The sequence below is a fragment of the Microbacterium sp. Z12_35 genome (assembly GCF_058310475.1).
Map to the genome: position 1 here is coordinate 270,580 of NZ_JBZEGJ010000002.1, position 23,119 is coordinate 293,698.

Consider the following 23,119-nt stretch of genomic DNA (forward strand, 5'->3'; position numbering starts at 1 on the left):
TGTCTCGCCTTCTGTTGAGGTCATCGCTTCGCCGATCATGCGCGTGTCGCGTCGTCGCGACCGTTGAGGGCGCGCCGCAGCGCCGCGGTCACGTCGCGCAGGAACGCGCGGGTGCCGTCCGTCACGGGATGCGGGACGAATCCGCCGTGGATGACCCCGGGATAGACGTGGAGCTCGGTCGGCACCCCGGCCGAGATGAGCGTCGCCGCGTACCGCAGGTTCGAGTCCACGAGTGCGTCGACATCACCGACCCCGATGAACGCCGCAGCGACATCGCGCACGAAGTCCGGTGCGGCCCGGCCGGGGACGGCGGTGACCGGCGGAGCGCCGCGATCACCGACACCGGCGAGATACGCGTCCCAGGCGAGTCGCTCGGCGCTGAGGTGCCAGAGCCCCCAGTGACCGGAGCCGCCCTCGAGCGCGCTGATCGACGGATGCTCCCGGTCGTCGAGCATCGGATACACCAGGGCCTGGAGCAACGGCTGCGGGGCTCCGAGCTCGCGCAACCTGATGCAGAGCGCTGCCGCGAGGCCGGCACCGGCACTCGAGCCGAGCACGACGAGGCGATCCGGATCGATGTCGGGATTCGATCCGTCGCCGAGCGTCGACCACACCGCGAGCGCGTCGTCGAGTCCTGCTGGGTACGGGTGCTCGGGGGCGAGTCGGTAGTCGACCGACACGATCGCGCATCCGAGCTCGATCGCGAGCCGCTCGAGCCGTTCGTCGTTCTCGTTCAAGGTGCCCATGATGTAGGCGCCACCGTGAAGGTACAGCATCGCGGGCGCCGGGCTCGTGAGGTCGGCAGGACGGTACCAGCGGACCGGAATCGGGTGGCCGGACGCCCCGATGACGGTGTCGTCCGATCGGGCGACGTCGTCGGATGCGGGGGTGATCGGCCTGGGGAGTGAGCCGTACGTCGCCCGGATCGTCGCGATGCTGGACGTGTCCCAGTGCGCGAGTCGATCGAGGAATGCGCGGCTGGGTGGTTCGATGCGTCGGTCGACGTCGATCGCCGGCGGCGGGGCCGAGCTGGGATCGACCGTGTCGATCGTGCTCTGGATCGTCGCCGCGACGTCGACGGGTCGGGTGACGGTCACCGTGGGTGCCGCGCTCGAGTCGTGGTCACCGATCACGATCGACCCGGGGGCCACGACGACGAGTGCGATTTCGCGGATGCCGCGACCACGCACCCGGTCGGCCAGCTCGACGGCGAGCGGAGCGCCGCTGCCGATGCCGACCACGGCGAGGCGTCGGAGATCCCCACCGAGCGCCACCCCTCGGGCGCGAACCCACTGGAGCGCTCGGTCGACGTCATCGAGGTCGGATCGCCGTTCGTCTCCGGGCCGGTGCTCGACGGTGACGACCACGGCCTGGTCGGCGAGTCCATCCGCGCCGACGTCGTCGCGTCCGTCCTCGTCGCCGATCCACAGCACCAGCGGGCGGAGGCGGACCTCGACGCTCGGGAGCACGCGCACCGCGACTCCCGGGATGAGTTCGACCGAAGTCGGAAGGTCACGGTCGGCGTCGTGATTGCCGCGCTCGTCCACATCCGCCTCCATTTGGTGGTCTGCTCGATCTCCGCCCCCGTCCGGCGGCCGGCGCTATCTGCACGCAACTGTGCACTAAATGCGAACCTTAGTGCAACTCCCACGATTCTGTCATGCTCCGCTTCGAGGGGCGATTGACGGGATGCGTGGGAGCGAATACGCTCAATGCAACTATTGAACTGTAACGTTCTCTCAGGGAACGACGTTCGCGAGATCGCGGATGGCAGTGGCACGCGCGAAGGAGCTCGAATGCCTGAAGTCACGACGTCCATCCCCGACGGCCACGACGCCGCATCCCTCGATGGCCGCGTTGTGGTCGTCACGGGCGCCGGCCAAGGGCTCGGCGAGGCGTACGCGCTCGCTGCCGCGGCCGCCGGCGCGACGACGCTGCTGGTCGACGTGAACGAAGCCGCGGTCGAGGCCGTGGCCGACCGGATCCGTGAGGCCGGCGGAACCGCCCTCGCCCAAGCCGGCTCGGTCACCTCGTGGGACGACTCCGAGCGCGTGGTCGCCACCGCCATCGAGCGGTTCGGCCGACTCGACGGATACGTCGCGAACGCGGCGGTCATGCACATGGCGAGTCCGTGGGACGAGCGCGAGAGCGCGCTGCGCAGGATCGTCGAGATCAATGTCGTCGGCGTCATGATCGGGGTGAAGCACGCACTGTCGGCCATGGTGGAGGCGGGCAACGGCGGGTCGATCGTCACCATCGTCTCCGGCGCCCAGCACGGCATCCTCGGCATGAGCGCCTACGGCGCCACGAAGGGTGCCGTGAACGCGATGACGGTCAACTGGGCCATCGAAGGCGCGCCCCACGGGATCCGGGTCAATGCGGTGTCCCCGTGGGCGATGACGCCGATGACGGCGGAGCACATCGATCAGAGCGGTGCCGATCCGACGTCGTTCCCGACCGCGGACGAGATTGCCCCGTTGGTCGTTGCCCTGCTCTCCGACTCGACGAGCAGCGTCACCGGCAGGATCGTGCGATTCGACGGCCGATCGGTGAGCACCTACCGGACCGAGCTCGACTCGATTGCGACCCGCACGGATTCCTGGCGTCCCGACGAACTCGGCGACCAACTCAACGGGTATTGGGCCGAGTCGATCGGCCACTGAGGAACGGCAGCACTTCCTTCGAGAAGAGGCTCGCGCCGCGCTCGCCGTCGTCGTGGAAGCCGGGGCCGAACACGACGAACCGGTCGAGGCCGAGCGCCTCGAGCTCGAGGAGCCGCTCGAGGCAGTGCTCAGGCGTGCCCACGATCGCGAACCGGTTGACGAAGTCGGGGACGAGCACTTCGCCGACGAGCTTTTCGCCCTCGAAGTCGCTGTGCTTGGTCATGGCGTAGCCCCGTCGGACGGCGTCGTAGTGCGCCGCGTCGGCGGAACCCCCGGGGCCGGCTGCCCGGCCGCCCCCGATGACCTGGAAGCGCGCGAGCGGGAGGGCGAGCTTCGCCGCGGCGGACTGGACCACCGACGGGTCTCGATGGCAGACCACGACCAGCTGAGCGCCGAGCGAGGGCGTCGGTCGTCCGGCCGCTGTCGCGGCGTCGGTGACACGCGCGATCGCCCACCGGATCCGCTCGGGCTCGGCGCCGACGCTGAAGGTCACCCGATCGGCCACGCGCGCGGCGATGTCGATCACGCGCGGTCCGGTTGCGGCGACATCGACGGCGACCGGCGTCAGCGAGGACGGGAGCCAGCCGAGACTGGCCGTGGATGGGCGGTCGCCGAGCTCGAGTCGGGCGGCGGATTCGGCGGCCCCCGTGAGTCCGTCATCCCCGAACGCGATCGATCCGCCGCTGAGGAGCGTCCGGATGTTCGTCAGTGCGGTCTCGAAACGGCTCGTCGGGGACGGCGAGTAGCCCAGGTACGCGAGAGCGGAGTCGCCGCGGCCGATGCCGAGCACCGCGCGCCCGTCCGAGACGGCGTGCACCGTCGCGATCGCGGCCGCGGTCACGGCCGGATGCCTGGTCAGCGGGTTCGTGACGCCGGTGGAGAGCCGCAGGGATGACGTCTTCGCCGCCCAGACGCCCATGAGCGCGTACGGATCACCCCCGAGCGACTGGGAGTCCATGAACATCTGGCCGTCCCAGCCTTCGGCCACGATCGACGACGGGTCGAGGCCCAGCGTGTCGACGCCGCCCGCGCGCCAGACCTCGGTCATGCGCCCGGTCGGGCCTCGGGCCGTTCGGGATCCATCGGCTGAAGACCTTCTTCGATCGCCTTGATGAGGAGCGCCGTGAACGGGGTGTAGAAGCGCGCCATCCGGATGAAGCCGGTGGCGAACCACAGGCCCGGCTGTTCGGATCGGCGCCAGGTGTTGGCGTACTCGCCGTCCGCTGCCCTGCCGTACGCCTTGTCGATGCGGTCGGCGATGTGACCGAGCGCCGGCTTGATGTGGCCCCAGAACTGGTGGTACCCGGTGGCGAAGACAAGCAGCTCCACGTCGGTGAGCTCGGTACCGTCACTGAAGACGACCGTGTTGCCGTCCCTGATCTCCGTGACCTCGACACCCTGCTTGAGCTTGATCCGCCCGTCCGCGACGAGCTGCGACGCGCCGATGTCGATCTGGTAGGAGTCCTTGCCCGACTGGTGGTTGCCGAGGATGCCGGTGCCGTTGAGGCCGCGGTTCAGCTTGAACCCGGCCGACTCGAGCCCTTCGAGCAGCTCGCGGTCCTCCTCGGCGGCGAGCTCGACGAGTTCCTTGTTGATCTCGTCCGAGCGCTCGTTCGGCATCGCGTACGTGATCTGATCGGCGAACTCGGGGCTGAGCGGCATACCCTCGTAGAAGAGGGACGCCCAGTACTTGTGGTACGTGTCATAGGTGACGACGTAGGTCGAACTGCGCTGCAGCATCGTGGTGTCGGCCCCGTGCTCCCACAGGTCGTGGGCGAGCTCGTGCCCCGAGACCCCGGCGCCGATGACCAGCGCTCGCTTGCCGTCGAATCTCGCGCCGTCCTGGAAGCTGTCGGAGTGCACTGCGAGCCCGGTGAATCGGTCGAGGCCCGGGATCTGCGGAATCTTCGGCCCGGCGAAGAGGCCGCCGGCGACGATGAAGTGACGGGGCCGGAGCACACGGATGCTGCCGTCGCCGCGCTGGACCCGGATGTCCCAGCGCTGCTTGTCCTCGTCGTAGCGACCGCCGATGAACGTCGTGCTCAACCAGGTGTTGACGTCCATGAGCTTGGCGTACGACTCGAGGAAGTCGGCGACCTTGTCCTTCGGCGCGTGCGCCGGCCAGTTCGGCGGCAGTTCGAAGTACGGCAAGTGGTCGCCGTGGACGCTGGAGTGCAGAGCGAGCGAGGAATAGCGCTTGCGCCAGGTGTCGCCGACGCGCGCCTCGCGGTCGATTACGAGGGTCGACACGTCGAGGGCCCCGAGTCGTGCGGCGAGCGCGAGGCCGTTGTGGCCGGCGCCGAGGATGAGCACGGCGGGATCGGTGTCCTCGAATGCGGACTCGGCGGCGCGGTCGTCGGACCACCGTGTGCGGCCGGGGACGATGCCGTAGACCTTCCCTTCGGGGCGGTGACCGCCGACGTGCTCGGGGAAGTCCTGAAGACCCACGATCTGCGTCTGCATCATCGAGGCGATCCATCCGGCCGCCGATGCGCGCAGTTGCACGTAGCCGCGGTCGACGCGGTCGGTGGTGGTGAAGTCGAAGAAGCCGGCGATCCCGCCGTTGAACGCAATCGGTGCCTGCTCGGCGCTCAGGCCGATGTCCGAGACGTTCCACTCTCGGGCGAGTTCGATGAGGCGGTCGACCGTCTGGCCGTGACCGACCGTGTGATGAAAGTCCCACAGGAACGCCATGAAGTCCCGCCAGGTGATGTCGTCTCCGAGAAGCGCTCCGAGCGCAGCGGAGTCGGATTCGGCGATCGCGTCGGCGAACCGGCTCAGCCAGGTGCCGAAGACCTCGGCGATTTCCGTCGGCGAGAGGGTCGACGTCGGGATCGACAGGGTGTCGGTCATGGGATCCTTTGGAGTCGGAGTGGTTCGGTCGCCGTCGATCGAGAGCGACCCTCGCCCGCGATACCGGTTGCCATCTTCATCGATTCTGGGCTACCAAGTGTCCGCTGACGATCGGGTGTTCAATTATCGCACTCAGATGGGCAGTATTCGCACATTACCGTCGAGTTTCGACCTCGTCAAGCCCGCAGCGGTGTCGTCGATCACGCACGGTCCGTGAATGCCGAGCCCAGGATCGCACGGGCTTCGTCGCCGCCGTCGAGCGGCCGCGCGATGCGGCGCTGCACCCGCCAGCCGTCGTCAGTGCGCACCCAGTCCCAGCGGTTCGCGGCGATGCGCCAACACGTGTAGTGCTGCTGTTCGGGGTCGTAGCGGAAGACTTCGGAGTATCCCCACGAGGTCGCTCGGTCGCCGTCGAGTTCAATCCGGTGGGCCCCGATGACGTGGGCCGATCCACTCCGGATGTTCGCCTGGTGCGGTTCGGCTGCGACGTGGTCCTCGATGCCGGCCCGGCCGGTGAAGACCATTCCAGGCGCGGCGTCGAAGATGCTGTCATCGGTCCAGATCGACGCCGCGGCGACGGCGTCGCCGGCGTCGGCGCTCGAGCCGTAGGAAACGATTGAGTCTGCGATCGCGAGCCGGTCCTCGAGCGCGGCGATTCGCGCCTCGAGGCGCGCGATGATGTCGGTGTCGTCTGGCATGGGAGGGGCCTCTCGCATTGGCTCGAGTTCAGTCGAACCCGAGGTCGGACTTGGAGAAGGGATAGCGGTCGATGAAGTCGTCGACATCGGCCGGTGCCGGGGCGAAGATCGGCGACATCCCGCCGTCGACCACGAGGCTCGTGCCGTTGACGAACTCGGCGTCGGTCGACATCAGGAACGCGGCTGCCGCCGCGATGTCGTCTGGTCGTCCGAGCCGCGGGGATGCGGCGATGCCGAGGTGCGCGTTCCGGAAGATCGCGTCGACGTCGTCCCTCGGCTCGCCCGTCACGATCCTGCCGGGCACGATCGTGTTGCATCGGATGCCCTGTTTGCCCCATCGAGAGGCGACGTGGCGGGTCAGGGCCATGATCCCGGCCTTCGCCACCCCGTACGCCACCCTCGTGGGTTCGCCGAGGAGCCCCGCCATCGAACTCGTCAGCGCGATGGAGCCGCCCCCGGACTCGATGAGGTGCGGCACCGCGAACCGCACCGAGACGAGGTGCCCCCGAAGGTTGACCCGGACCAGCTGGTCGAAGACGTCGAGGTCGATCTCGGCGAGATCCACATCCTGGCCGGGGCCGCCGTACATCGCCGCATTGTTGATGAAGCCGTCGAGTCCGCCGAGGGTCTCCGCAGCGCCGTCGATGAAGTGCTTCACCGATTCGTCATCGGCAAGATCGACCCGCTCGACGGCGAGGATGCGCCCAGGGCCGTCAGCAGCATCCGCGGCGGCGCGGGCGCGTTCGACACTGCGACCACCGATGACAAGCTCGGCGCCCTCCGACGTCAGCCGGGCGACGATCGCCCCACCGATCTGTCCGGGTGAGGTGCCGATGACGGCGATCCGCTTGCCGGTGAGCCGCGTCTGGAATGCGGAGGTACCCATGTGTTCCTTTCGACTCCATCGTCGATCGAGGCGGTGCATCGCCCACTTGACCCGCCTCTACCCGATCGATAGAGTGGCCGATAAGTGCACTTAGTGACGCAAATAGTGCACAGGTCAATCTTATTGCAGGAGGACGACGATGTCCACGTTGGATCTGTCGGCGGTGGTGGATGAGCTCAGCGCCCGAGTGGCGCAGCTCGAAGACCGACTCGAAGTGGCCAAGCTCATGGCGTCATACGGTCCTGCCGCTGACAGCGGCTCGCCGGATGACACGGGTGCTCTCTGGCTCGAGGACGGCGTGTACGACGCGAAGGTCGTCGCGTTCGACAGCGCTGCCGGCATCGCCGACATGATCGCATCCGACCCCCATCAGCGCTTCATCCACGACGGGGCGGCGCACATCGTGAGCGCCCCGATGATCGAGGTCGACGGTGACATCGCGGTCGGCACGTGCTACCAGCAGGTGCTGCTCCGCGACGCCGATGCCGACGGATTCAGGCAGTGGCGGGTGAGTGCGAACCGTTGGGAGATGGTGCGCACTGACGACGGATGGAAAATAGCCAGGAGGTGGAACCGCGTGCTCGATGGAAGCGACGAGGCCAGGGGGCTGCTCGCCGCGGCGCGAAGCGGCGCCAGACACGGTGTCTGGGCGCCGGCACTCGACGGAGGAGACCGTTGAACGCCGGGGCCGACGCCGGTCTCCTCACCCCGGACGTCGCGGTCGTCGGAGCGGGCATGGGCGGCATCTACGCCGTGCACAAGCTCCGATCCGAGGGCTTCTCGGTCGTCGGTATCGAGTCGGCACCCGAGGTCGGCGGCGTCTGGTACCACAATGCCTATCCGGGCTCGCGGGTCGACCTCGAGAGCGATACCTTCTGCTTCTTCTTCGATGAAGACCTCTACCGCGACTGGACCTGGTCCGAGCGGTACGCCACCCAGCCCGAAGTGCTCGCGTATCTCAAGCACGTCGCCGACCGATTCGACGTGCGCCGCAGCATCCGCTTCAGCACCCGGGTGATCGGCACCACCTGGCTGCCGGATGAGGATCGTTGGCTCGTCGAGACGGACACCGGTCCGTCGGTGAAGGCCCGCTTCCTCGTCATGGCGACGGGGCAGCTCGCCCGACCCCGCGATCTCACGTTCGCGGGTCTCGAGGAGTTCGAAGGCCACTGGTACCGCACGTCCCACTGGCCGGAGGACGCGGTCGATCTCGCCGGCAAGCGCGTCGCCGTAATCGGCACCGGTTCATCGGGCGTGCAGGCGATCACCGACATCGCGGGATACGCGGGGCAGCTCACCGTCTTCCAGCGCACTCCGCACTACTCCATTCCCGCGCAGAACCGCCCGCCGGACGCGTCGCGCATCCGGCGACTCAAGGGTCGGTTCCCGGCGCTCTACGGCGACCTGCTGGCGACGGACGCGGCGACCTTCATGCCACCGCCCGCAGGTCCGGCCGCGTCGTACACCGAAGAGACCCAGTACCAGCTCATGCAGCAGCGCTGGGATTTCGGCAGCCAGTCGATGCTCGGGGTCTTCAACGACCAGATGACCGACTGGGCGTCGAACGAGCTCGTGTCCGAGTTCGTCAGGCAGAAGGTCCGCGACATCGTCAAGGATCCGGCGCTCGAGGCGAGCCTCGTGCCCGACTACCCGATGGGGACGAAGCGGCTCATCCTCGACACCGGCTACTACGAGGTGTTCGCCCAGCCGAATGTCGATCTCGTCGACGTGCGTTCGAACCCGATCGAGCGGATCACCCGGACGGGGATGCAGACCCAGGACCGTCACATCGAGTTCGACGTGATCGTCTTCGCGATCGGGTTCGAAGCGTTCACGGGCACGCTGATCGAGGCGAACATCCGCAATGACGAGGGGATCGCGCCGACGGACCTCTGGGACCGCGGGCCGCGCACCTACTTGGGGCTGCAGACGAGAGGATTCCCGAACCTCTTCATGCTCATGGCGCCGGGGAGCACCTCGGTACTGGCCAACCTCTACGTGGGCAACACCTATCAGGTGGACTGGATCGGCAACCTCATCTCGCACATGAAGGCGAACGACCTGACGCAGGTGCAACCGACCGACGAGGCCCAGGATCGGTGGGCCGCGCTCCAGGCGGAGGGCGCAGAGAAGCTCATCAGGCGTCAGGTGAACAACTACATGGTGAAGGTGAACGACGACGGCAGTCGCGTCTACGTGCCGTGGGGCGGCGGGCTTCCCTCGTACGTCCGCCACGCCGACGCCGAGGCCGCCGCCGGGTATCCGAGCCTCGAGTTCACCTGATTGGAGACGCTTGACTTTCGAGACGGGCGCCCCTACTGTTTCGCCAAGTATTGATCATTGCTGATCGATAAATGCACGACTGTCTATCACGAGGAAGTGGGAACGATGGGTGACATCACGGTGCAGGCCAACGAATGGCTCGCCGAACTGGAAAGCGCGATCAGAACTCGCGACAACGCTCGATTCGAGCAGCTCTTCACCGAGACCGCCATGTGGCGCGACCTCATGGCGTTCACCCTGACGATCCGCCAATTCCACAGCCGGGACGCCATGGGCGAGATCATCTGGGCCTTGGCGGACGAGCTCGAGCCGTCGAACTTCGCGGTCGACACGGAGTTCCCGGTCGACCCGATCTCCCCGGTGCCGTTCGCGCCCGAGGGAACCTACGAGATCAACTTCACGTTCGAAACCGTCGCCGGCTACGCCGATGCCCTCGTCAACGTGGTCGTCGATGAGTCGTCGCCGGTCGGGATCAAGGGCGTCCTGCTCTTCACCCGTCTCAAGAAGCTTCGCGATCTCGAGCCGACGTGGCCGAAGTTCGGTCGCTACAGCCAGGAGCAGCTCGAGAACGAGCGCAAGCAGCAGGCCGCCAAGGCCGAGTACGAGGACCACGATCCCGAGGTGCTCATCGTCGGCGGTGGACACAACGGTGTCATGACGGCCGCAGCCCTCGGTCGACTCGGCATCGACGCGCTCGTCGTCGACCGCTACGAGCGCAACGGCGACAGCTGGCGCAAGCGTTACGAGTCGCTCGTGCTCCACATGCCGCACGGCATGATGCACTTCCCGTACCTGCCGTTCCCGGAGAGCTTCCCCGACTACATCTCGAAGGACCGTCTTGCCGACTGGTACGACGTCTACGTCACCGCCCTCGACCTCAACGTCTGGCTGTCGACCGAGTTCATCAGCGGCGAGTTCGATGAGGAGAAGCAGGAGTGGACCGCCGTCGTCCGTCGCGGCGATGGCTCCGAGCGGGTGCTGCATCCGAAGTACATCATCCTGTCGACCGGCGCGGCCGGCACTCCGCGCATCCCCGACCTGCCGGGCCTGAAGGACTTCACGGGCGAGATCGTCCACAGCTCGAAGTTCCGCTCAGGTGTCGACTATCAGGGCAAGAAGGTGCTCGTCGTCGGTGTCGGTACGAGCGCGCACGACATCGCATTCGACATCGTGAACAAGGGCGGCTCGGCGACCATGCTGCAGCGCGGTCCGACTTTTGTGGTCGACCTGCCGTCGGCGAACCTCAACTACGGGGCGTTCAACACCCGCGATGTGCCGACGGACGTGCTCGACAAGCGGTGGATGTCGTCACAGATCAAGCCCATGATGTTGAACAACTTCAAAGCGGTGACCGCGATGGGCAACGAGCTCGACAAGCAGCTGCACGAGGACCTGCGCAAGGCAGGACTCGTCCTCGAGGAATCGGAGTACGGCTGGTTCGCGAAGTACTTCGAGGTGGGCGGTGGCTACTACATCAATGTCGGCGCATCACAGGCGATCATCCGCGGTGACATCACCGTCAAGCAGGCTGCCGACCTCGACCATTTCGTCGGGAGCGGGCTTGTCATGAAGGACGGCGAGGAACTCGAGTTCGATGCCATCGTCATGGCCACTGGGTGGACGAACCAGAAGACGCTGCTCGAGCGACTGTTCGGCGCCGAGGTCGCCGAACGAATCGGTGACGTCGGCAGCTACAACGAAGACGGCGACCCGGAGCGGCACCAGTACAAGCCGATCGCCGGCCAGCCTCGCCTTGCGATCTGCGGCAGCGGTATCTGCGCTGGTCGCTGGTACGCGCCGCTCGTCGCGCTGCGCATCCAGGCCGAACTGCAGGGTCGGATCCCTGAGGACTGGCAGACGCCGGGCCACATCAGCCAGATCCCGTCCGGGCAGCTCGCCACCACCTCGTAATCCCTCGCCACACGAGAGCAAGGACGCCTCATGCGCATCGGCAACATCTCGATCACCTCCGTCATCGACGGGGAGATCTCCATCCCGACCGAGAACTACTACAACGAGGGGAAGACGAACGACGACTGGAACGAGTTCTCGTTCTCGCTCTGCCACATCACGCACAATCCGGTGCAGACCGTCGGCAGCTTCCTCATCGAGGGGGTCGGCGACCGGCTGATCCTGGTGGATGCGGGGGTCGGGAACAATCCGACGTTCCCGTTCTCCGGCGGGGCGCTGCGCTCCGGTCTGCTGGCGCTCGGAGTGCATCCGAACGACATCACGGATGTGCTGTTCACCCACCTGCACTTCGATCACATCGGGTGGGCGTCGTTGAACGGGAAGCCCTTCTTCGAGAATGCGACCTACCGGGTCGACGAGCGCGACTGGAACTACTTCATGGCCCCCGGCTATGAGGTTCCGGAGTGGGAGCATTTCCTGGCGAAGCCGGAGTTCGACGCACCGCAGCCCCGCCTCGGTCCGATCGCGAACCGCCTCGAGACGTGGAACGGCGATTCGCAGCTGTTCCCCGGCATCGAGACCGTCGACGCGGCCGGCCACACGCCGGGCACCTCCATGATCCGCATCGCCGACGGTGGGGAATCCGGGCTCATCCTCGGCGACCTCATCCACGGGTACCCTGAGCTGCTCGAAGAGGAGGACTGGACGCTCCCGTCGCACAAGGACGGCGAGGCGGCAGCCCACCAGATCGATGTGGTGCGGCGCGGTCTCGTCGACACTGGCGAGCCCTTCGTGGGATCGCACGTGCCCGGCATGCGGTGGGCGCGATTCGGCAAGGAAAACGGCAAGCGGACGTTCGAGAATCTGCCCGTCTGATCAGGACGACGATGAAGGCCCCCAGATCCGTCCGGGGGCCTTCATCGTCCTCAGAGCGCGCGCCGACGGTGCTGCACGAGGTCGACGACGCTGAGCAGCATCGTGATGGCCAGCACACTGATCGTCACGAGCACCGCGGCGCCGTAGGCGGTGGCGAACCCTGCCGATCCCGTAGCCGTGTCACGCGTGTTCGCGATGGTGGCGAAGAAGAGTGATGCAGCGATCGCCGTGCCGATCGCCGTCCCGATCCGCTGGCCGACCTGCGAGAGCGAGCCGGCGACTCCGGCATCCGTCACCGGCACGTCGACGAGCGTGATGGTCTGATTCGCCGACGTGACGAAGCCGCCCCCGAAGCCGGCGATCGCGAGGGCCCCCGCGATCAGCAGCGGCGTGGATTCGCCGGATGAGGTGCTGGCGATGGCCAGGAGCAGGGCGAAGGCCGCGATCGCGCCGATGAGTCCGGCGGTGACGAAGGCCCGACCCCACCGCAGCACGTGCCGGCCGGCGATCGTCGACGCGAGGGCGCTCATGAGCGCGAAGGGCACGGAGACGAGTCCGGCGAGGATCGCCGAGAGACCGAGGCCCTTCTGCAGGAAGATCGTGGTCACGAGGAAGGTGGCCGGCATCGCGCCGTAGTACCCGGTCGCGAGGATCAGGCCATTGCGGAACGACCGGTGACGGAACAGGGCGAAGTCGACGACCGGGGAGCGCCCGCGGCGGCGGTACGCCTGTTCCCACCAGACGAACGCGATGGCCGCGGTCGCGGCGGCGACGAGCCAGAGCCACCGCAGCGGTGAGTCGGACTGCCCGCCCGTGGTGAGCGCGAACGGGAGCATGAGCGAGAACGTCGCGATCGCGAGCAGCAGCGTTCCGATCGGATCGAGCGTGCGGGTCTCCGGCTCGGTTCGAGCCGGGCGCTTGGGGAGGAATCGGATCGCGAGCAGCAGCACGATGATCCCGATCGGCACGTTCATCCAGAACAACCAGCGCCAGCCGTCGACGTCGCCGCCGAGGAAGATCATCAGGCCGCCGAGCGTCGGGCCGATCGCCGCCGCGATGCCGACCGACGCGCCGAAGGTTCCGAATGCACGACCTCGAGCGGCCCCCTGGAAGATCTGCTGGATGAGCCCGATGGTCTGCGGCATCTGGATGCCGGCGGCGACGCCCTGGATGAGTCGAGCTGCGACGAGGAACTCGATGGTCGGTGCGGTCGCGCACAGCGCACTGGCGAGCGTGAACGCGATGACGCCGATGAGCAGCATGGTGCGGCGCGAGTACAGGTCTCCGAGTCGGCCGGCCGGCACCAGGGCGAGCCCATAGGTCAGCGCGTAGCCGGCGGTGATGAGCTGGAGGGCGGTCGGGCTCGCGCCCATCGATTGCTCGATCGCCGGGATACCGACGTTGACCTTTGAAATGTCGATGATCGTCAGCGCGGCGACCGTGAGACAGATCGCGAACGCCTGCCACCGCACACGTTCGGGGTAGGCGGATGCCGGGGGTTGGCTCATGCAGTCGGTTCGGCCGCCGCGCGCAGGTCGTCGCCGATCTCGTGTGCGAGCTCGACCACCGTCGGATACGCGGCCGCGATGACGTCGAAGAACGCGAGGAACCCGTGGATCTGCTGGTAGTGCCGTCGGCGCGATGGCACCCCGGCGGTGAGCAGACGCTCGTGGTACGCGATCGCGTCGTCCCGCAGCATGTCGAACTCGGCGCTCACGATGAGAGCGGGAGGGAGCCCGGCGAGGTCGGTGGCGGCGAGCGGGGAGAACGACGGATCCTCGTCGAGACCCGGCTGCGAGGCGCGATAGCGATCCCAGTACCACCGCATGTGCTCAGTGGAGATGAAGTAGTCGGTGCCGTTGACCGATGGGGCATAGGCGGCACCAGACATCGACGCATCGAGCGCCGGGTAGAGCAGCACCTGCAGTCGGATGGCGTCGTCGCCACGTTCCCGCCACCGCAGCGTGAGCGCGGCCGCCAGGTTTCCGCCTGATGAAGCGCCGATGAGCGCGAGCTTCGACCCGTCGGCGCCGAATCGAGGGGGGGCGACGTCGATCGCCCATTTCAGTGCCCGGTCGCAGTCGTCGAGCGGCCCCGGGTACGGCGCCTCCGGTGCGAGTCGATAGCCGATGTTGACCACGAGCATGTCGCCGTCGGCGGCGAGGATGCGGCAGGTCGTGTCGTGGAGTTCGATGCTGCCCGACACCCAGCCGCCACCGTGGATGTAGACGGCGAGCGGCTTCCCGGTCGCACCGCTCGCCGGCGTGTAGGTGCGCACCCGGAGGCCGTCGCCGAGGTCGTGGTCTTCAGCGTCGACCGCACGCGCGTGCGGCGTGAGCAGCGCGGCCCCCGGCGTCGCGGTGAGCCGGGAGCGCTCGTCGTGCAGGTAGGCGGCGATGGCTTCGTCGGTCTGCACCTCGTCGGCCCGGAGGGCGAGGGCGGCTCCGAATCCCGCGAGGAATGCGGCCGCGTCGGCGTCGAGCGGTCCGCGTGGGTCGCCCGCCGAGATCGCGGTCACGATTTCGCGACGAGCGCGTCGAACCGGGGGATGACCTCGGTCGCCAGCAGCTCCATCGATCGACGCCACAGTTCCGGGGTGTCGGCCATGTCGTACTCCTCGACGAGCACCGTGCCGAAGCCGCCGACCTGCGTGTAGGTCTCGAACAAGCGCCGGGCGACGGTGTCAGGCGACCCGACCGACCAGAGGTGGTCGACGAGATACTCGGCCGTCAGCGCTTCGTCGTCGGAGATCGACGGGTCGTGCTTGAGGAAGCGGGGCCACCCTGCGGCGCGGTTGAGCGGGGCACTCGCTTCATCCCACTGGCGCCGCTGGTTGCCACTGAGCACGAGCTCCTTGGCTTCGGCGTCGGTCGGTGCGACGAATACGTCGCGGACGATGCGCCAGATCGATCGGTCGGCTTCGCGCCCGGCCTCCTTCGCGCCCTCTTCGTAGGCGTCCCAGTGGCTCTTCAGATACATCGGATTGAACAGCAGGCTGAGCGGGATGTACCCGCGGGTCCCGGCGAAGCGCAGCGAGCTGCTTCGCTCGGTCAACCCGGCGATCCCGAGCTGCGGATGCGGCTGCTGCAGTGGCTTCATGAAGGGCTTGAATCCGAGCATCTCGGGGGCGAGCTCGACGTTCCAGTACTTGCCGTCGACCTTCCACGGGCCGTCCTCGGTCCAGATCTTGAGGATGATCTCGAGCGACTCCTCCATCATCTCTCGATGCTGGCCGGTACTCGAGTCGATGCCGAAGAGGGGGAAGTCGGTCGGTACCGAGCCGGCGCCGAAGCCGACCATGAGTCGCCCGCCGGACATGTGGTCCAGCTGCATCAAACGGTGGGCCAGCTCAGCCGGGTTGTAGAACGGCAGGAGGTGCGCCCCCGGGCAGAGCTTGATGTTCTTCGTGCGGGCGATGGCCGCGGCGATGAGCAGATCCGGCGCGGGGACGGGCTCCCAGGGTGCGGTGAAGTGCGATCCGAGCCACACCTCTTCGTAGCCGAGTTCGTCGGCCCACTCGATGATGTCGAGGTCGTACGCGTAGGAGTCCGCGAGGGGACGCTCCGGCGGGTGCGACGGCATGATGAACATTCCAAGCTTCAATGCTTGCTCCTCGAGAAACGTGACGGTGAGGCGAGGCTATGGAGAGACGGACCAGTTGTCAACCTAATAGTGATCAACTGTGAGCGTTAATTGCACGACCGGGGACGAGCGGATGCTCGGGTGCGGTCCGATGATCGCACCCGAGCATCCCGTTCTCGTCCTAGTTGGCGATCCAGAGACCGTCGGCGATCGTGGAGTCGCACGGCACGAGCACGAGGTCACCGTCCGCGACCGTCGGGAACCGGTAGTCATCGCTGTACGCGAATCCGCCCGGGTACTCGACGAGGTAGTCGGACGGGATCGGCTCATCGAGCAGTGCAGCCGTGAGCGCGCTCGCCGACGTGTCGCCACCGGTTCGCTCGATCGCGAGCGCCATGAGCTTCACGATGTCGAATCCGATCGAGCCCGCGGCTGCGCTCTGTGGGTTGCCGACGTAGGCGTCGAGCAGGGGCTCCATCCACTCGGCCGGCGCGTCGGTCTTCACGGTCGACGCGTAGACCGGCATCGAGCAGTTGTCGAGGCTGCCGGCATCGGCGTACGACGACGGCACCGATCCCGAGCTGGAGATGCCGACGTACACCGGGATGTCCATTGCGCCGACCGTCGATCTGGCCGTGAAGGCGCGGGAGATCTGCTCGAAGCTGTTGAAGTCGAAGAACACGGCGTCGGGCTCGGCCTCGAGGATCCGCAGGTATTCGACGTCGAAGCTCAACTGCGCGGGGTCTGGTCGCTCAGCCTGGATGATCTCGATGTCGTTCTCGGCGGCGACGGTCTGGAGGTCGTTCCAGAACGCGTCACCGTCGGCGTCGGCACCGATGATCACGCCGAGGGTCTCGACCCCCTCGGCGTCCATGAGCTCGGCGAGCACGCGCTGCGGCTCGCGCGACGGCAGGGAGAGATCGAACATGTACGGGAACGACTCGGGGTCTTCCAGCAGGGGTGAGAGCGCCGGGGTGATCGAGAAGATCTCGCGTTCCATGAGGATCGGCAGGACGGCGAGTGTCTCGTTCGCGACGACGCTCGGCACGATCACGTCCGGCACATAGCCGGAGTCGAGCAACTCGGTGAGCGCGCTGACGGCGAAGGTGCCATCGCCCTTCGTGTCGACGAGTTCGACCTCGATCTGGCGGCCGAGCACGCCACCCTCGGCGTTGACCGCTTCGACTCCGGCATTGAAGCCGGCGAAGAAGCTGTCGGCGTAGGCGCCGTATGGGCCGGTGAGGCCGTACATCACCGCGAGTTGGATGGGTCCGTCCGATGGCTCGCCCGATGCATCGCCGGATGGGTCGCCGTCGGCGGCGCAGCCAGCGAGGGTCAGCAGGGCGACGCCGGCGGCCGCTCCCCGGAGTTTCCATTGCTTGTGCATGAGTGCAGTCTCCTTTGACTAGGCACATAGCGCACTTGGCTGCGCGTAATGTGCACGGTCGCAACAATGACACCGACGCAGTCCGGACGCAAGGACCAGTTGCTGCCACCCCTGCTCGGGAATGAAAGGAGCCGCCATGCTCGGAATCCGAGCTGTACTCGACCGAGGCGATTTCGACCGGAGGTGGTCGCAACGGTCGTGTCCGGACGACCGATGGCCGCCTTGACCTCGAACTCGCCGTGGCCAGGGCGATGGGCGGCACCGGTGAGGGGGCCAACCCCGAGCAGCTGTTCGCCGCCGGCTACGCCGCGTGCTTCCACTCGGCACTGCGTGCCGTCGCGGTGGGGGAGGTTCGCGCCGAAACGGCCGACTCGAGCGTCTCGGCGCGGGTGAGTATCGGTCCCAACGGCAATGGAGGATACGGGCTCGCGGTCGTGCTCGAGGTGTCGCTTCCCGGCCTCTCACGGCAGGACGCCCTGGCGCTCGCCGAGGCGGCGCATCTGGTGTGCCCGTACTCCAACGCGACCAGGGGGAACATCCGGGTCACGCTCGCGGTGACCGACCCGGCGACGCTACATCACCGGGATTGACGGCACGCAACTCAACCACTATCGTGCTCATATTGGATACGCGGGAGCATTAAATGCACACGCGACGATCGCTCAACGGTGAACGGTCGGAGGAGGCACTCACATGATGACGGCCGTGTTCGCTGGCCTGTCGACCGGCGCGATCTATGCGCTGGTCGCGATCGGATACAACATCACGCTCACGTCTGCCGGCGTGGTGAACTTCGCGTTCGCGAACATCCTCGTCTTCGGCGGGTTCGTCGCGCTGACCGGGATCGGCCTCGGCCTGCCGCTGCCGATCATCCTGTTGCTCTCCGCGATCACCTGCGCGCTGCTCTCGATCATCGTCGAGCGCGGCGCGATCCGCTTCCTCCCCTCCGGTTCACAGGCGGAACTCATCACGACCCTCGGAGCCGGCACGGCGATCACGGCGCTGACCGCCATCATCTGGGGGGCCGACCCGCAGCGGCTCGACCTCTTCCCGCAGGCGCCGATGGATCTGCTCGGCGGGCGCGTCCAGCCGATCAGCCTGGTGCTGATCGCGCTGCCGGTCGCATTCGGCCTCGTGCTGCACCTGCTCATGGCGAAGACGCGATTCGGCCTCACCAGCCGAGCGCAGGCCTTCGACCGCGAGGCGACCATGTTGCGCGGAGTCGACGTGCGATGGCTCTCGATCATCGCGTTCGGTGTCTCCGGGCTCTTCGCCGGACTCGTCGGGCCGTTCGTGCTCATGTCGACCACCGCGAGTCCCTGGATTGCGCTGACGATCGCGCTGAAGGGTTTCGTCGCCATGGCGCTCGGTGGGCTCGGGAGCCAGCTCGGGGCCGTCATCGCCGGCTTCATCATCGGACTCGTCGAGGCGTTCGTCGCCCTCTGGGTCGGGCCGTTCTTCGGCGACTACGCGGTCTTCATCCTCTTCGTCCTCGTGCTCGTCTTCCGAGGCCAGGGACTGTTCGGCAAGCGCAGCCTGAGGAGCGTCTGAGTGAGCACCAGCACCGCGGTCGTCGGCCGCCGCCCCTTCCGACCCCTGCTCCCCATCCTGTGGATCGCGCTCACGGTGATCGTCGCCGTGTTGCCGTACCTGGGCCTGCCCCCCTTCTGGACGCGGCAGATCCTGCTCGTCGGCATCTCGGCCCTCCTCGTGAGCGGCCTCAATCTCAGCATCGGCTGGGCGGGCGAATTCAACATGGGCCTCCCGGCGATGTACGCCGCCGGCGCCTACGTCACCGCCTACTTCGCCACCCGGGTGTTCAACGACCTCGTCATCTGCTTCATCCTGGCGGCCCTCGCCGCGGTCGCCGTCGGGCTCCTCGCCGGCGCCCCTGGACTCCGACTCGGCGGATGGATGCTCGCGGTCTGCACGTTCATGCTCGTGCTCCTGATCCCCGTGACGCTGCAGGTCATTCCGTTCAACGTGCTCGGAGCGCAGTCCGGATTCACCGGGATCCCGCGTCCTCAACTCTTCGGGATCACCCTCGACACCCTCGGCTTCTACGTCGTCGTCATCATCGTGGTGTCGCTGTGGTTCGCCGCCTACCGAAATGCGGTCCGCTCGCCCTTCGGCAACTCGCTGCTCATCCTCCAGCACGGTGATCACCTCGCGCCGTCGCTCGGCCTGTCGCGCTACCGCCTCAAGATCACGACGTACACCTTCGCCTCGCTCCCGATGGGTCTCGCGGGAACGCTGTACGCGTTCAACGATCGCTTCGTCGCACCCGAAGCCATGGGGCTCGGGCTCATTCTGACGACACTCGTCGCCTCGATCGTTGCCGGCCGGCGGGCCATCTATGCGGTGTTCGTCGGCGTGATCTTCGTGCAGATCGTGAACTCCCTCTCGACGAAGTTCGGGGAGTTCGGCGACGTCGCGTTCGGAATCTTCCTCGTCATCGGCGGTATCGCGTTCGGCGGCGGCGTCGCCGGAGCCGCCCACTGGTTCATCGCGCGAGCGAAGCGGAGCCGGACTGCGGCCGCGGCCGAGTCCGCGCTGGCCGCGGTCGCCGACGCCGAGGCGCACGCCGCCGAATCGATCCCGGTGATGAAGCTGCCGGCCCTTCCCGGCCAAGCCCTCCGGCTGGATGCGGTCTCGAAGCAGTTCGGTGGGGTCGCCGCCGTGCGCGACGTGACGCTCACCGCGCAGGCAGGGCAGATCACCGCGCTCATCGGACCGAACGGCTCGGGCAAGACGACCACGCTCAACATGATCAGCGGCTTCATGCGACCCACGAGCGGACGGATCATGATCGGTGACACCGATGTGACCGCGCAGGGCGCCGTCGAGGTGGCACGGCAAGGCGTCGCGCGCACGTTCCAGACGCCGGCGATCCCGATCGAGCTCTCGGTGCTCGACGTCGTCGCCTCGAGCCGGCTGCAGCGCCACCGCGTCTCGCTGTTCGCCACCATCCTTCGTCTGCCGAAGTACGGGCGCGTGACCAGGGAGAACCGCGAGTCCGCCGCGAAATGGCTCCACTTCCTCGGGCTCAGCGCGGTCGCCGAATTCCCAGCGGGCGCGATGCCGCTCGGCACTCGGCGCATGATCGAGCTCGCGCGGGCCCTCAACTCGGAACCCTCGATCGTGCTCCTCGATGAGGTCGCGTCGGGTCTCGACCGCGACGAGGTGGCCGAACTCGCCCTCGTGCTGCGTCGAGTCCGCGACGCCGGCGCCACGATCGTGCTCGTCGAGCACAACTTCAGCCTCGTGCAGTCGCTCGCCGACCACGTGGTCGTGCTCGCCGAAGGGACGGTGTTGACCGATGGCACCCCGGCCGAGATCGCAGATCATCCCGAAGTCCTGCGCCGATTCCTCGGCACCGGCGCCGGCGTCACCGGCACGACCATCGCGGGCGCCGCTCCGATCGAGACCACGGAAGGCAGCGCGACATGAGCAGCATCCTCGAAGTCGAACACCTCGCAACGGGGTACGGCGATCTGCGCGTGGTCTGGGATGTCAGCTTCCAGGTCGGCGAAGGCGAAGTGACGGCACTGCTCGGCCGCAACGGAGCCGGCAAGACGACGATCCTCCGGGCGATCATGGGGCTCAACCCCGTCCACGCCGGGCACATCCGCCTCGACGGTGATGATCTCGGCCGCCTCCCTCCGTACAAGCGCGTCGGCCGAGGAATCGGAATCGTGCAGGAGAACAAGCGCCTGATCGGCGACATGAGCGTCGAGGAGAACCTGCGGCTCGGGGCCTACTCCAAGTCGTTCTCGTCTGCCGGACTCGCGGAACGGATCCACTGGGCCTACGACATGTTCCCGATCCTCGAGGAGAAGCGCCGTCAGAACGCCGCCATGCTCTCCGGCGGCCAGCAGCAGATGCTCGCGATCGCGCAGGCGCTGATGCCGGAGCCGAGGGTGCTGCTCGTCGATGAGCCATCAGCCGGCCTGGCGCCGTCCATCGTCGGCGAGGTACTCGGCAGCCTTACCCGGTTGCGAGATGGCGGCATGTCGATCGTACTCGTCGAGCAATCGATCGACTTCGCTCTGGCGATCGCGTCGAATCTCGTCGTGATCGATCTCGGCACCCTGGTGCTCTCGAGCGCGGCCGGAGCCGACGGTGTGCGGGAGGCTGTCCGCGACGCGTACCTGGGCCGAGCCGACGCCGCCGCCGAATGAGGCGAGCGGCGCCGGCCGCGACTACGACCCGTCGGGTGTGACCCAGTCGGTGAGTGCCGTGTACGTCGTCGCGAGCAGTTCGGGCGCGAGCGCCTCCGAGAGGTGCATGCCGGCCGACACGGCCTCCCACATGTTCGCCATCGCCACCTGCGGGTCGCCCTCGATCTCGTAGATCGCGATGTAGCGGTGCGACTTCAGCGCCGCCTCCGCATCGTCGTTGAGCTCGAACCGTCGTGCTCGTACGAAGCCGGGGATCGCGACGATGTCGCTGAGGTGCTGGTTGGAGTACCAGTCGTTGTACTCGTCCTCACGGCCCTCGACTGGGTTGGTGTGGACGACGTAAATCGACGAGGTCATGGCATGAAGCTTCCGCCGTTGACGTGCAGCGTCGTGCCCGTTGTGTGGTCGGAGTACGGGCCGCAGAAGTAGAGCACCGCTGCGGCGATCTCGTCGGCATCCCCGAGTCGAACCGGTGAGGCGATCACGCCGGACGAGTGCGCCTCGGCGACCTGCTGCTCGAGCGTCGGGAACGCACGCTCGACCATCGGGGTGAGGGTCGTGCCCGGGGCCACGTTGTTGACCGTGACCCCCCATTGCGCGACCTCGTTGGCCAGCACGCGCGAGTAGGCGAGCATGCCTCCCTTCGCGGCGGCGTACGGGCCGACTCCGGCACGGCCGCGGTAGGCGGCCCGCGAGGTGACGTTCACGATGCGTCCCCAGTCGCGCGTGCTCATGTCGCGCACGACGGCTTTCGAGCAGAGGAACGTGCTCCGCAGATGCACGGCGACGACCCGGTCCCAGTTCTCCACGGACAGGTCGAGGATCTGGTCGGTCGTGACGATTCCCGCGTTGTTGACGAGGATGTCGATCTTGCCGAGTTCGGCGATCCCCTTCGCCACGAGCGACTCGACTTGTTCTTCGTCGGCAGCGTCGGTCGGAACCGACACAGCGCGGCGCCCGAGCGCCTCGACTTCCGCTGCGACCGCAGCGCCGGTCTCGGGGTTGAGGTCGCAGATGACGATGTCCGCGCCCTCACGCGCGAGCATCAGGGCGGTGGCCCGACCGAGCCCGGCCCCACCCCCCGTGACCATCGCGACTCGACCTTCCACTGCGTTGCCGTTCGACATCGTCGACTCCTCCTTGAGCTGATTCGGGGTGCGGCGCCCGGCGACGGGTGCCGTCGCAAGCTCCGTCGCTTGCTCCCGGTCATGATTTCAGCGTGCATATGATGAACGCTCATGATCAATACTTGACGCGAGCGTAACCCTCGCTCTGTGCTCCGTCAACCCATCCCGAGCCGAGCTTCCCCGGCCGCGCGCGCCCGTTCCGTGAGCGAGGCATCGCCGCGCTCCCAGTGGACCGTGAGATCGATGTCGGTGAGCTTCCAGCCATCTCGCGTCCGGGCGAGCCGGTTGTCGTAGCTCGCGCCGAAGGTGTACTCGGTGTCGGGGTCGCCGGGGAGGAAGTGGGTCGCCTGCAGCATGGCTCGCTCCCTCGCGACGTCGCCGTCGATGTCGATCCGGATGTTCGTGACCTGATGGTGGGTCCCCGCGAACCCCAGGAACAGGGTGCGATTGCGTTCGACGAACTCGTCGGCACCGATCACGCGGGCCCCGGCCCCGAATCCGACGAAGGCCACGTCCGCGCTCCCCGGACGGAGTCCGAACCGCACCTCGTCGGCCAGCACGGTTCTGAGGAGGCCGTAGTCGCGATGGTCGATCGCGGCCGCGTAGTCGAGCACGGTGCGCTCGACGGCCGCGACGTCGATGAGTCGTGACACCTGTGGGTCGGTCATGGCG

Annotated in this window: 21 protein-coding genes; 9 read left to right on the forward strand and 12 right to left on the reverse strand. The window is 67.3% G+C overall.

Translation table 11 applies throughout. The annotated features are described in order from the left end of the window. Positions 1–35: 35 nt before the first annotated feature. Positions 36–1,559: an alpha/beta hydrolase fold domain-containing protein gene (locus AC4FS1_RS14140; RefSeq protein ID WP_491156170.1), complete on the reverse strand. Its 1,524-nt coding sequence runs from the start codon at positions 1,557–1,559 to the stop codon at positions 36–38. Between the two features lie 237 nt (positions 1,560–1,796). Between AC4FS1_RS14140 and AC4FS1_RS14145 the strand changes: the two genes are divergently transcribed. Further along, entirely contained in the window at positions 1,797–2,663 is an 867-nt protein-coding gene (locus AC4FS1_RS14145) for an SDR family NAD(P)-dependent oxidoreductase (protein ID WP_491156172.1), read from the forward strand. Here the strand turns inward: AC4FS1_RS14145 and AC4FS1_RS14150 are convergent. From AC4FS1_RS14150 to AC4FS1_RS14165, 4 genes are all read right to left on the reverse strand, one after another. Continuing rightward, the gene (locus AC4FS1_RS14150; protein ID WP_491156174.1) at positions 2,629–3,711 is read right to left on the reverse strand and encodes an LLM class flavin-dependent oxidoreductase; all 1,083 of its coding nucleotides are present in this window, start codon (positions 3,709–3,711) and stop codon (positions 2,629–2,631) included. The two genes, AC4FS1_RS14145 and AC4FS1_RS14150, sit on opposite strands and share 35 nt — an antisense overlap. Beyond that, positions 3,708–5,516, reverse strand: coding sequence for an NAD(P)-binding domain-containing protein (locus AC4FS1_RS14155; RefSeq protein WP_491156176.1), 1,809 nt, complete (start codon positions 5,514–5,516; stop codon positions 3,708–3,710). The genes AC4FS1_RS14150 and AC4FS1_RS14155 overlap by 4 nt, the downstream gene beginning before the upstream one ends. Before the next feature lie 200 nt (positions 5,517–5,716). Next, positions 5,717–6,214, reverse strand: a complete 498-nt coding sequence (locus AC4FS1_RS14160; protein WP_491156177.1) for a nuclear transport factor 2 family protein — start codon at positions 6,212–6,214, stop codon at positions 5,717–5,719. Positions 6,215–6,242: 28 nt separating this feature from the next. Continuing rightward, complete coding sequence (locus AC4FS1_RS14165; protein WP_491156179.1) at positions 6,243–7,100, reverse strand: SDR family NAD(P)-dependent oxidoreductase; 858 nt, start codon at positions 7,098–7,100, stop codon at positions 6,243–6,245. A gap of 139 nt (positions 7,101–7,239) precedes the next feature. On the opposite strand from AC4FS1_RS14165, the gene AC4FS1_RS14170 reads away from it, so the two are divergent. The 4 genes from AC4FS1_RS14170 to AC4FS1_RS14185 all read left to right on the forward strand — a co-directional run bounded on the left by AC4FS1_RS14170 (position 7,240) and on the right by AC4FS1_RS14185 (position 12,170). Next, on the forward strand, positions 7,240–7,779 hold the full coding sequence (locus tag AC4FS1_RS14170) for a nuclear transport factor 2 family protein (RefSeq protein ID WP_491156181.1): 540 nt from the start codon (positions 7,240–7,242) through the stop codon (positions 7,777–7,779). Then, entirely contained in the window at positions 7,776–9,383 is a 1,608-nt protein-coding gene (locus AC4FS1_RS14175) for a flavin-containing monooxygenase (RefSeq protein WP_491156183.1), read from the forward strand. The genes AC4FS1_RS14170 and AC4FS1_RS14175 overlap by 4 nt, the downstream gene beginning before the upstream one ends. A 105-nt stretch (positions 9,384–9,488) precedes the next feature. Then, entirely contained in the window at positions 9,489–11,294 is a 1,806-nt protein-coding gene (locus tag AC4FS1_RS14180) for a flavin-containing monooxygenase (RefSeq protein WP_491156184.1), read from the forward strand. A gap of 30 nt (positions 11,295–11,324) precedes the next feature. Continuing rightward, a complete protein-coding gene (locus AC4FS1_RS14185; protein ID WP_491156185.1) occupies positions 11,325–12,170 on the forward strand; it encodes an MBL fold metallo-hydrolase in 846 nt (281 codons plus the stop codon). A gap of 50 nt (positions 12,171–12,220) precedes the next feature. On the opposite strand, the gene AC4FS1_RS14190 is transcribed toward AC4FS1_RS14185, so the two are convergent. The 4 genes from AC4FS1_RS14190 to AC4FS1_RS14205 all read right to left on the reverse strand — a co-directional run bounded on the left by AC4FS1_RS14190 (position 12,221) and on the right by AC4FS1_RS14205 (position 17,139). Next, entirely contained in the window at positions 12,221–13,678 is a 1,458-nt protein-coding gene (locus AC4FS1_RS14190; protein WP_491156187.1) for an MFS transporter, read from the reverse strand. Further along, positions 13,675–14,688 carry an alpha/beta hydrolase gene (locus AC4FS1_RS14195; RefSeq protein WP_491156189.1) on the reverse strand — a complete coding sequence of 338 codons (1,014 nt, stop codon included), beginning with the start codon at positions 14,686–14,688 and terminating at the stop codon, positions 13,675–13,677. Before AC4FS1_RS14195 ends, AC4FS1_RS14190 begins: the two co-directional genes overlap by 4 nt. After that, positions 14,685–15,773: an LLM class flavin-dependent oxidoreductase gene (locus AC4FS1_RS14200; RefSeq protein WP_491156191.1), complete on the reverse strand. Its 1,089-nt coding sequence runs from the start codon at positions 15,771–15,773 to the stop codon at positions 14,685–14,687. The genes AC4FS1_RS14195 and AC4FS1_RS14200 overlap by 4 nt, the downstream gene beginning before the upstream one ends. Positions 15,774–15,933: 160 nt before the next feature. Next, positions 15,934–17,139 carry an ABC transporter substrate-binding protein gene (locus tag AC4FS1_RS14205; RefSeq protein WP_491156193.1) on the reverse strand — a complete coding sequence of 402 codons (1,206 nt, stop codon included), beginning with the start codon at positions 17,137–17,139 and terminating at the stop codon, positions 15,934–15,936. A 152-nt stretch (positions 17,140–17,291) separates the two neighbouring features. On the opposite strand from AC4FS1_RS14205, the gene AC4FS1_RS14210 reads away from it, so the two are divergent. From AC4FS1_RS14210 to AC4FS1_RS14225, 4 genes are all read left to right on the forward strand, one after another. Further along, positions 17,292–17,729: an organic hydroperoxide resistance protein gene (locus AC4FS1_RS14210; RefSeq protein ID WP_491156774.1), complete on the forward strand. Its 438-nt coding sequence runs from the start codon at positions 17,292–17,294 to the stop codon at positions 17,727–17,729. 103 nt (positions 17,730–17,832) lie between these two features. Beyond that, positions 17,833–18,690: a branched-chain amino acid ABC transporter permease gene (locus AC4FS1_RS14215; protein ID WP_491156194.1), complete on the forward strand. Its 858-nt coding sequence runs from the start codon at positions 17,833–17,835 to the stop codon at positions 18,688–18,690. Next, positions 18,691–20,589, forward strand: coding sequence for a branched-chain amino acid ABC transporter ATP-binding protein/permease (locus tag AC4FS1_RS14220; protein WP_491156195.1), 1,899 nt, complete (start codon positions 18,691–18,693; stop codon positions 20,587–20,589). Continuing rightward, positions 20,586–21,320, forward strand: a complete 735-nt coding sequence (locus AC4FS1_RS14225) for an ABC transporter ATP-binding protein (protein ID WP_491156197.1) — start codon at positions 20,586–20,588, stop codon at positions 21,318–21,320. Before AC4FS1_RS14220 ends, AC4FS1_RS14225 begins: the two co-directional genes overlap by 4 nt. A gap of 21 nt (positions 21,321–21,341) precedes the next feature. Here AC4FS1_RS14225 and AC4FS1_RS14230 read toward each other — a convergent pair whose 3' ends face one another. The 3 genes from AC4FS1_RS14230 to AC4FS1_RS14240 form a co-directional block, all read right to left on the reverse strand. After that, on the reverse strand, positions 21,342–21,677 hold the full coding sequence (locus AC4FS1_RS14230) for a hypothetical protein (RefSeq protein ID WP_491156199.1): 336 nt from the start codon (positions 21,675–21,677) through the stop codon (positions 21,342–21,344). Beyond that, positions 21,674–22,447, reverse strand: coding sequence for an SDR family NAD(P)-dependent oxidoreductase (locus AC4FS1_RS14235; RefSeq protein ID WP_491156201.1), 774 nt, complete (start codon positions 22,445–22,447; stop codon positions 21,674–21,676). The genes AC4FS1_RS14230 and AC4FS1_RS14235 overlap by 4 nt, the downstream gene beginning before the upstream one ends. 155 nt (positions 22,448–22,602) lie before the next feature. Then, entirely contained in the window at positions 22,603–23,115 is a 513-nt protein-coding gene (locus AC4FS1_RS14240; protein ID WP_491156203.1) for a nuclear transport factor 2 family protein, read from the reverse strand. Positions 23,116–23,119 lie beyond the last annotated feature (4 nt).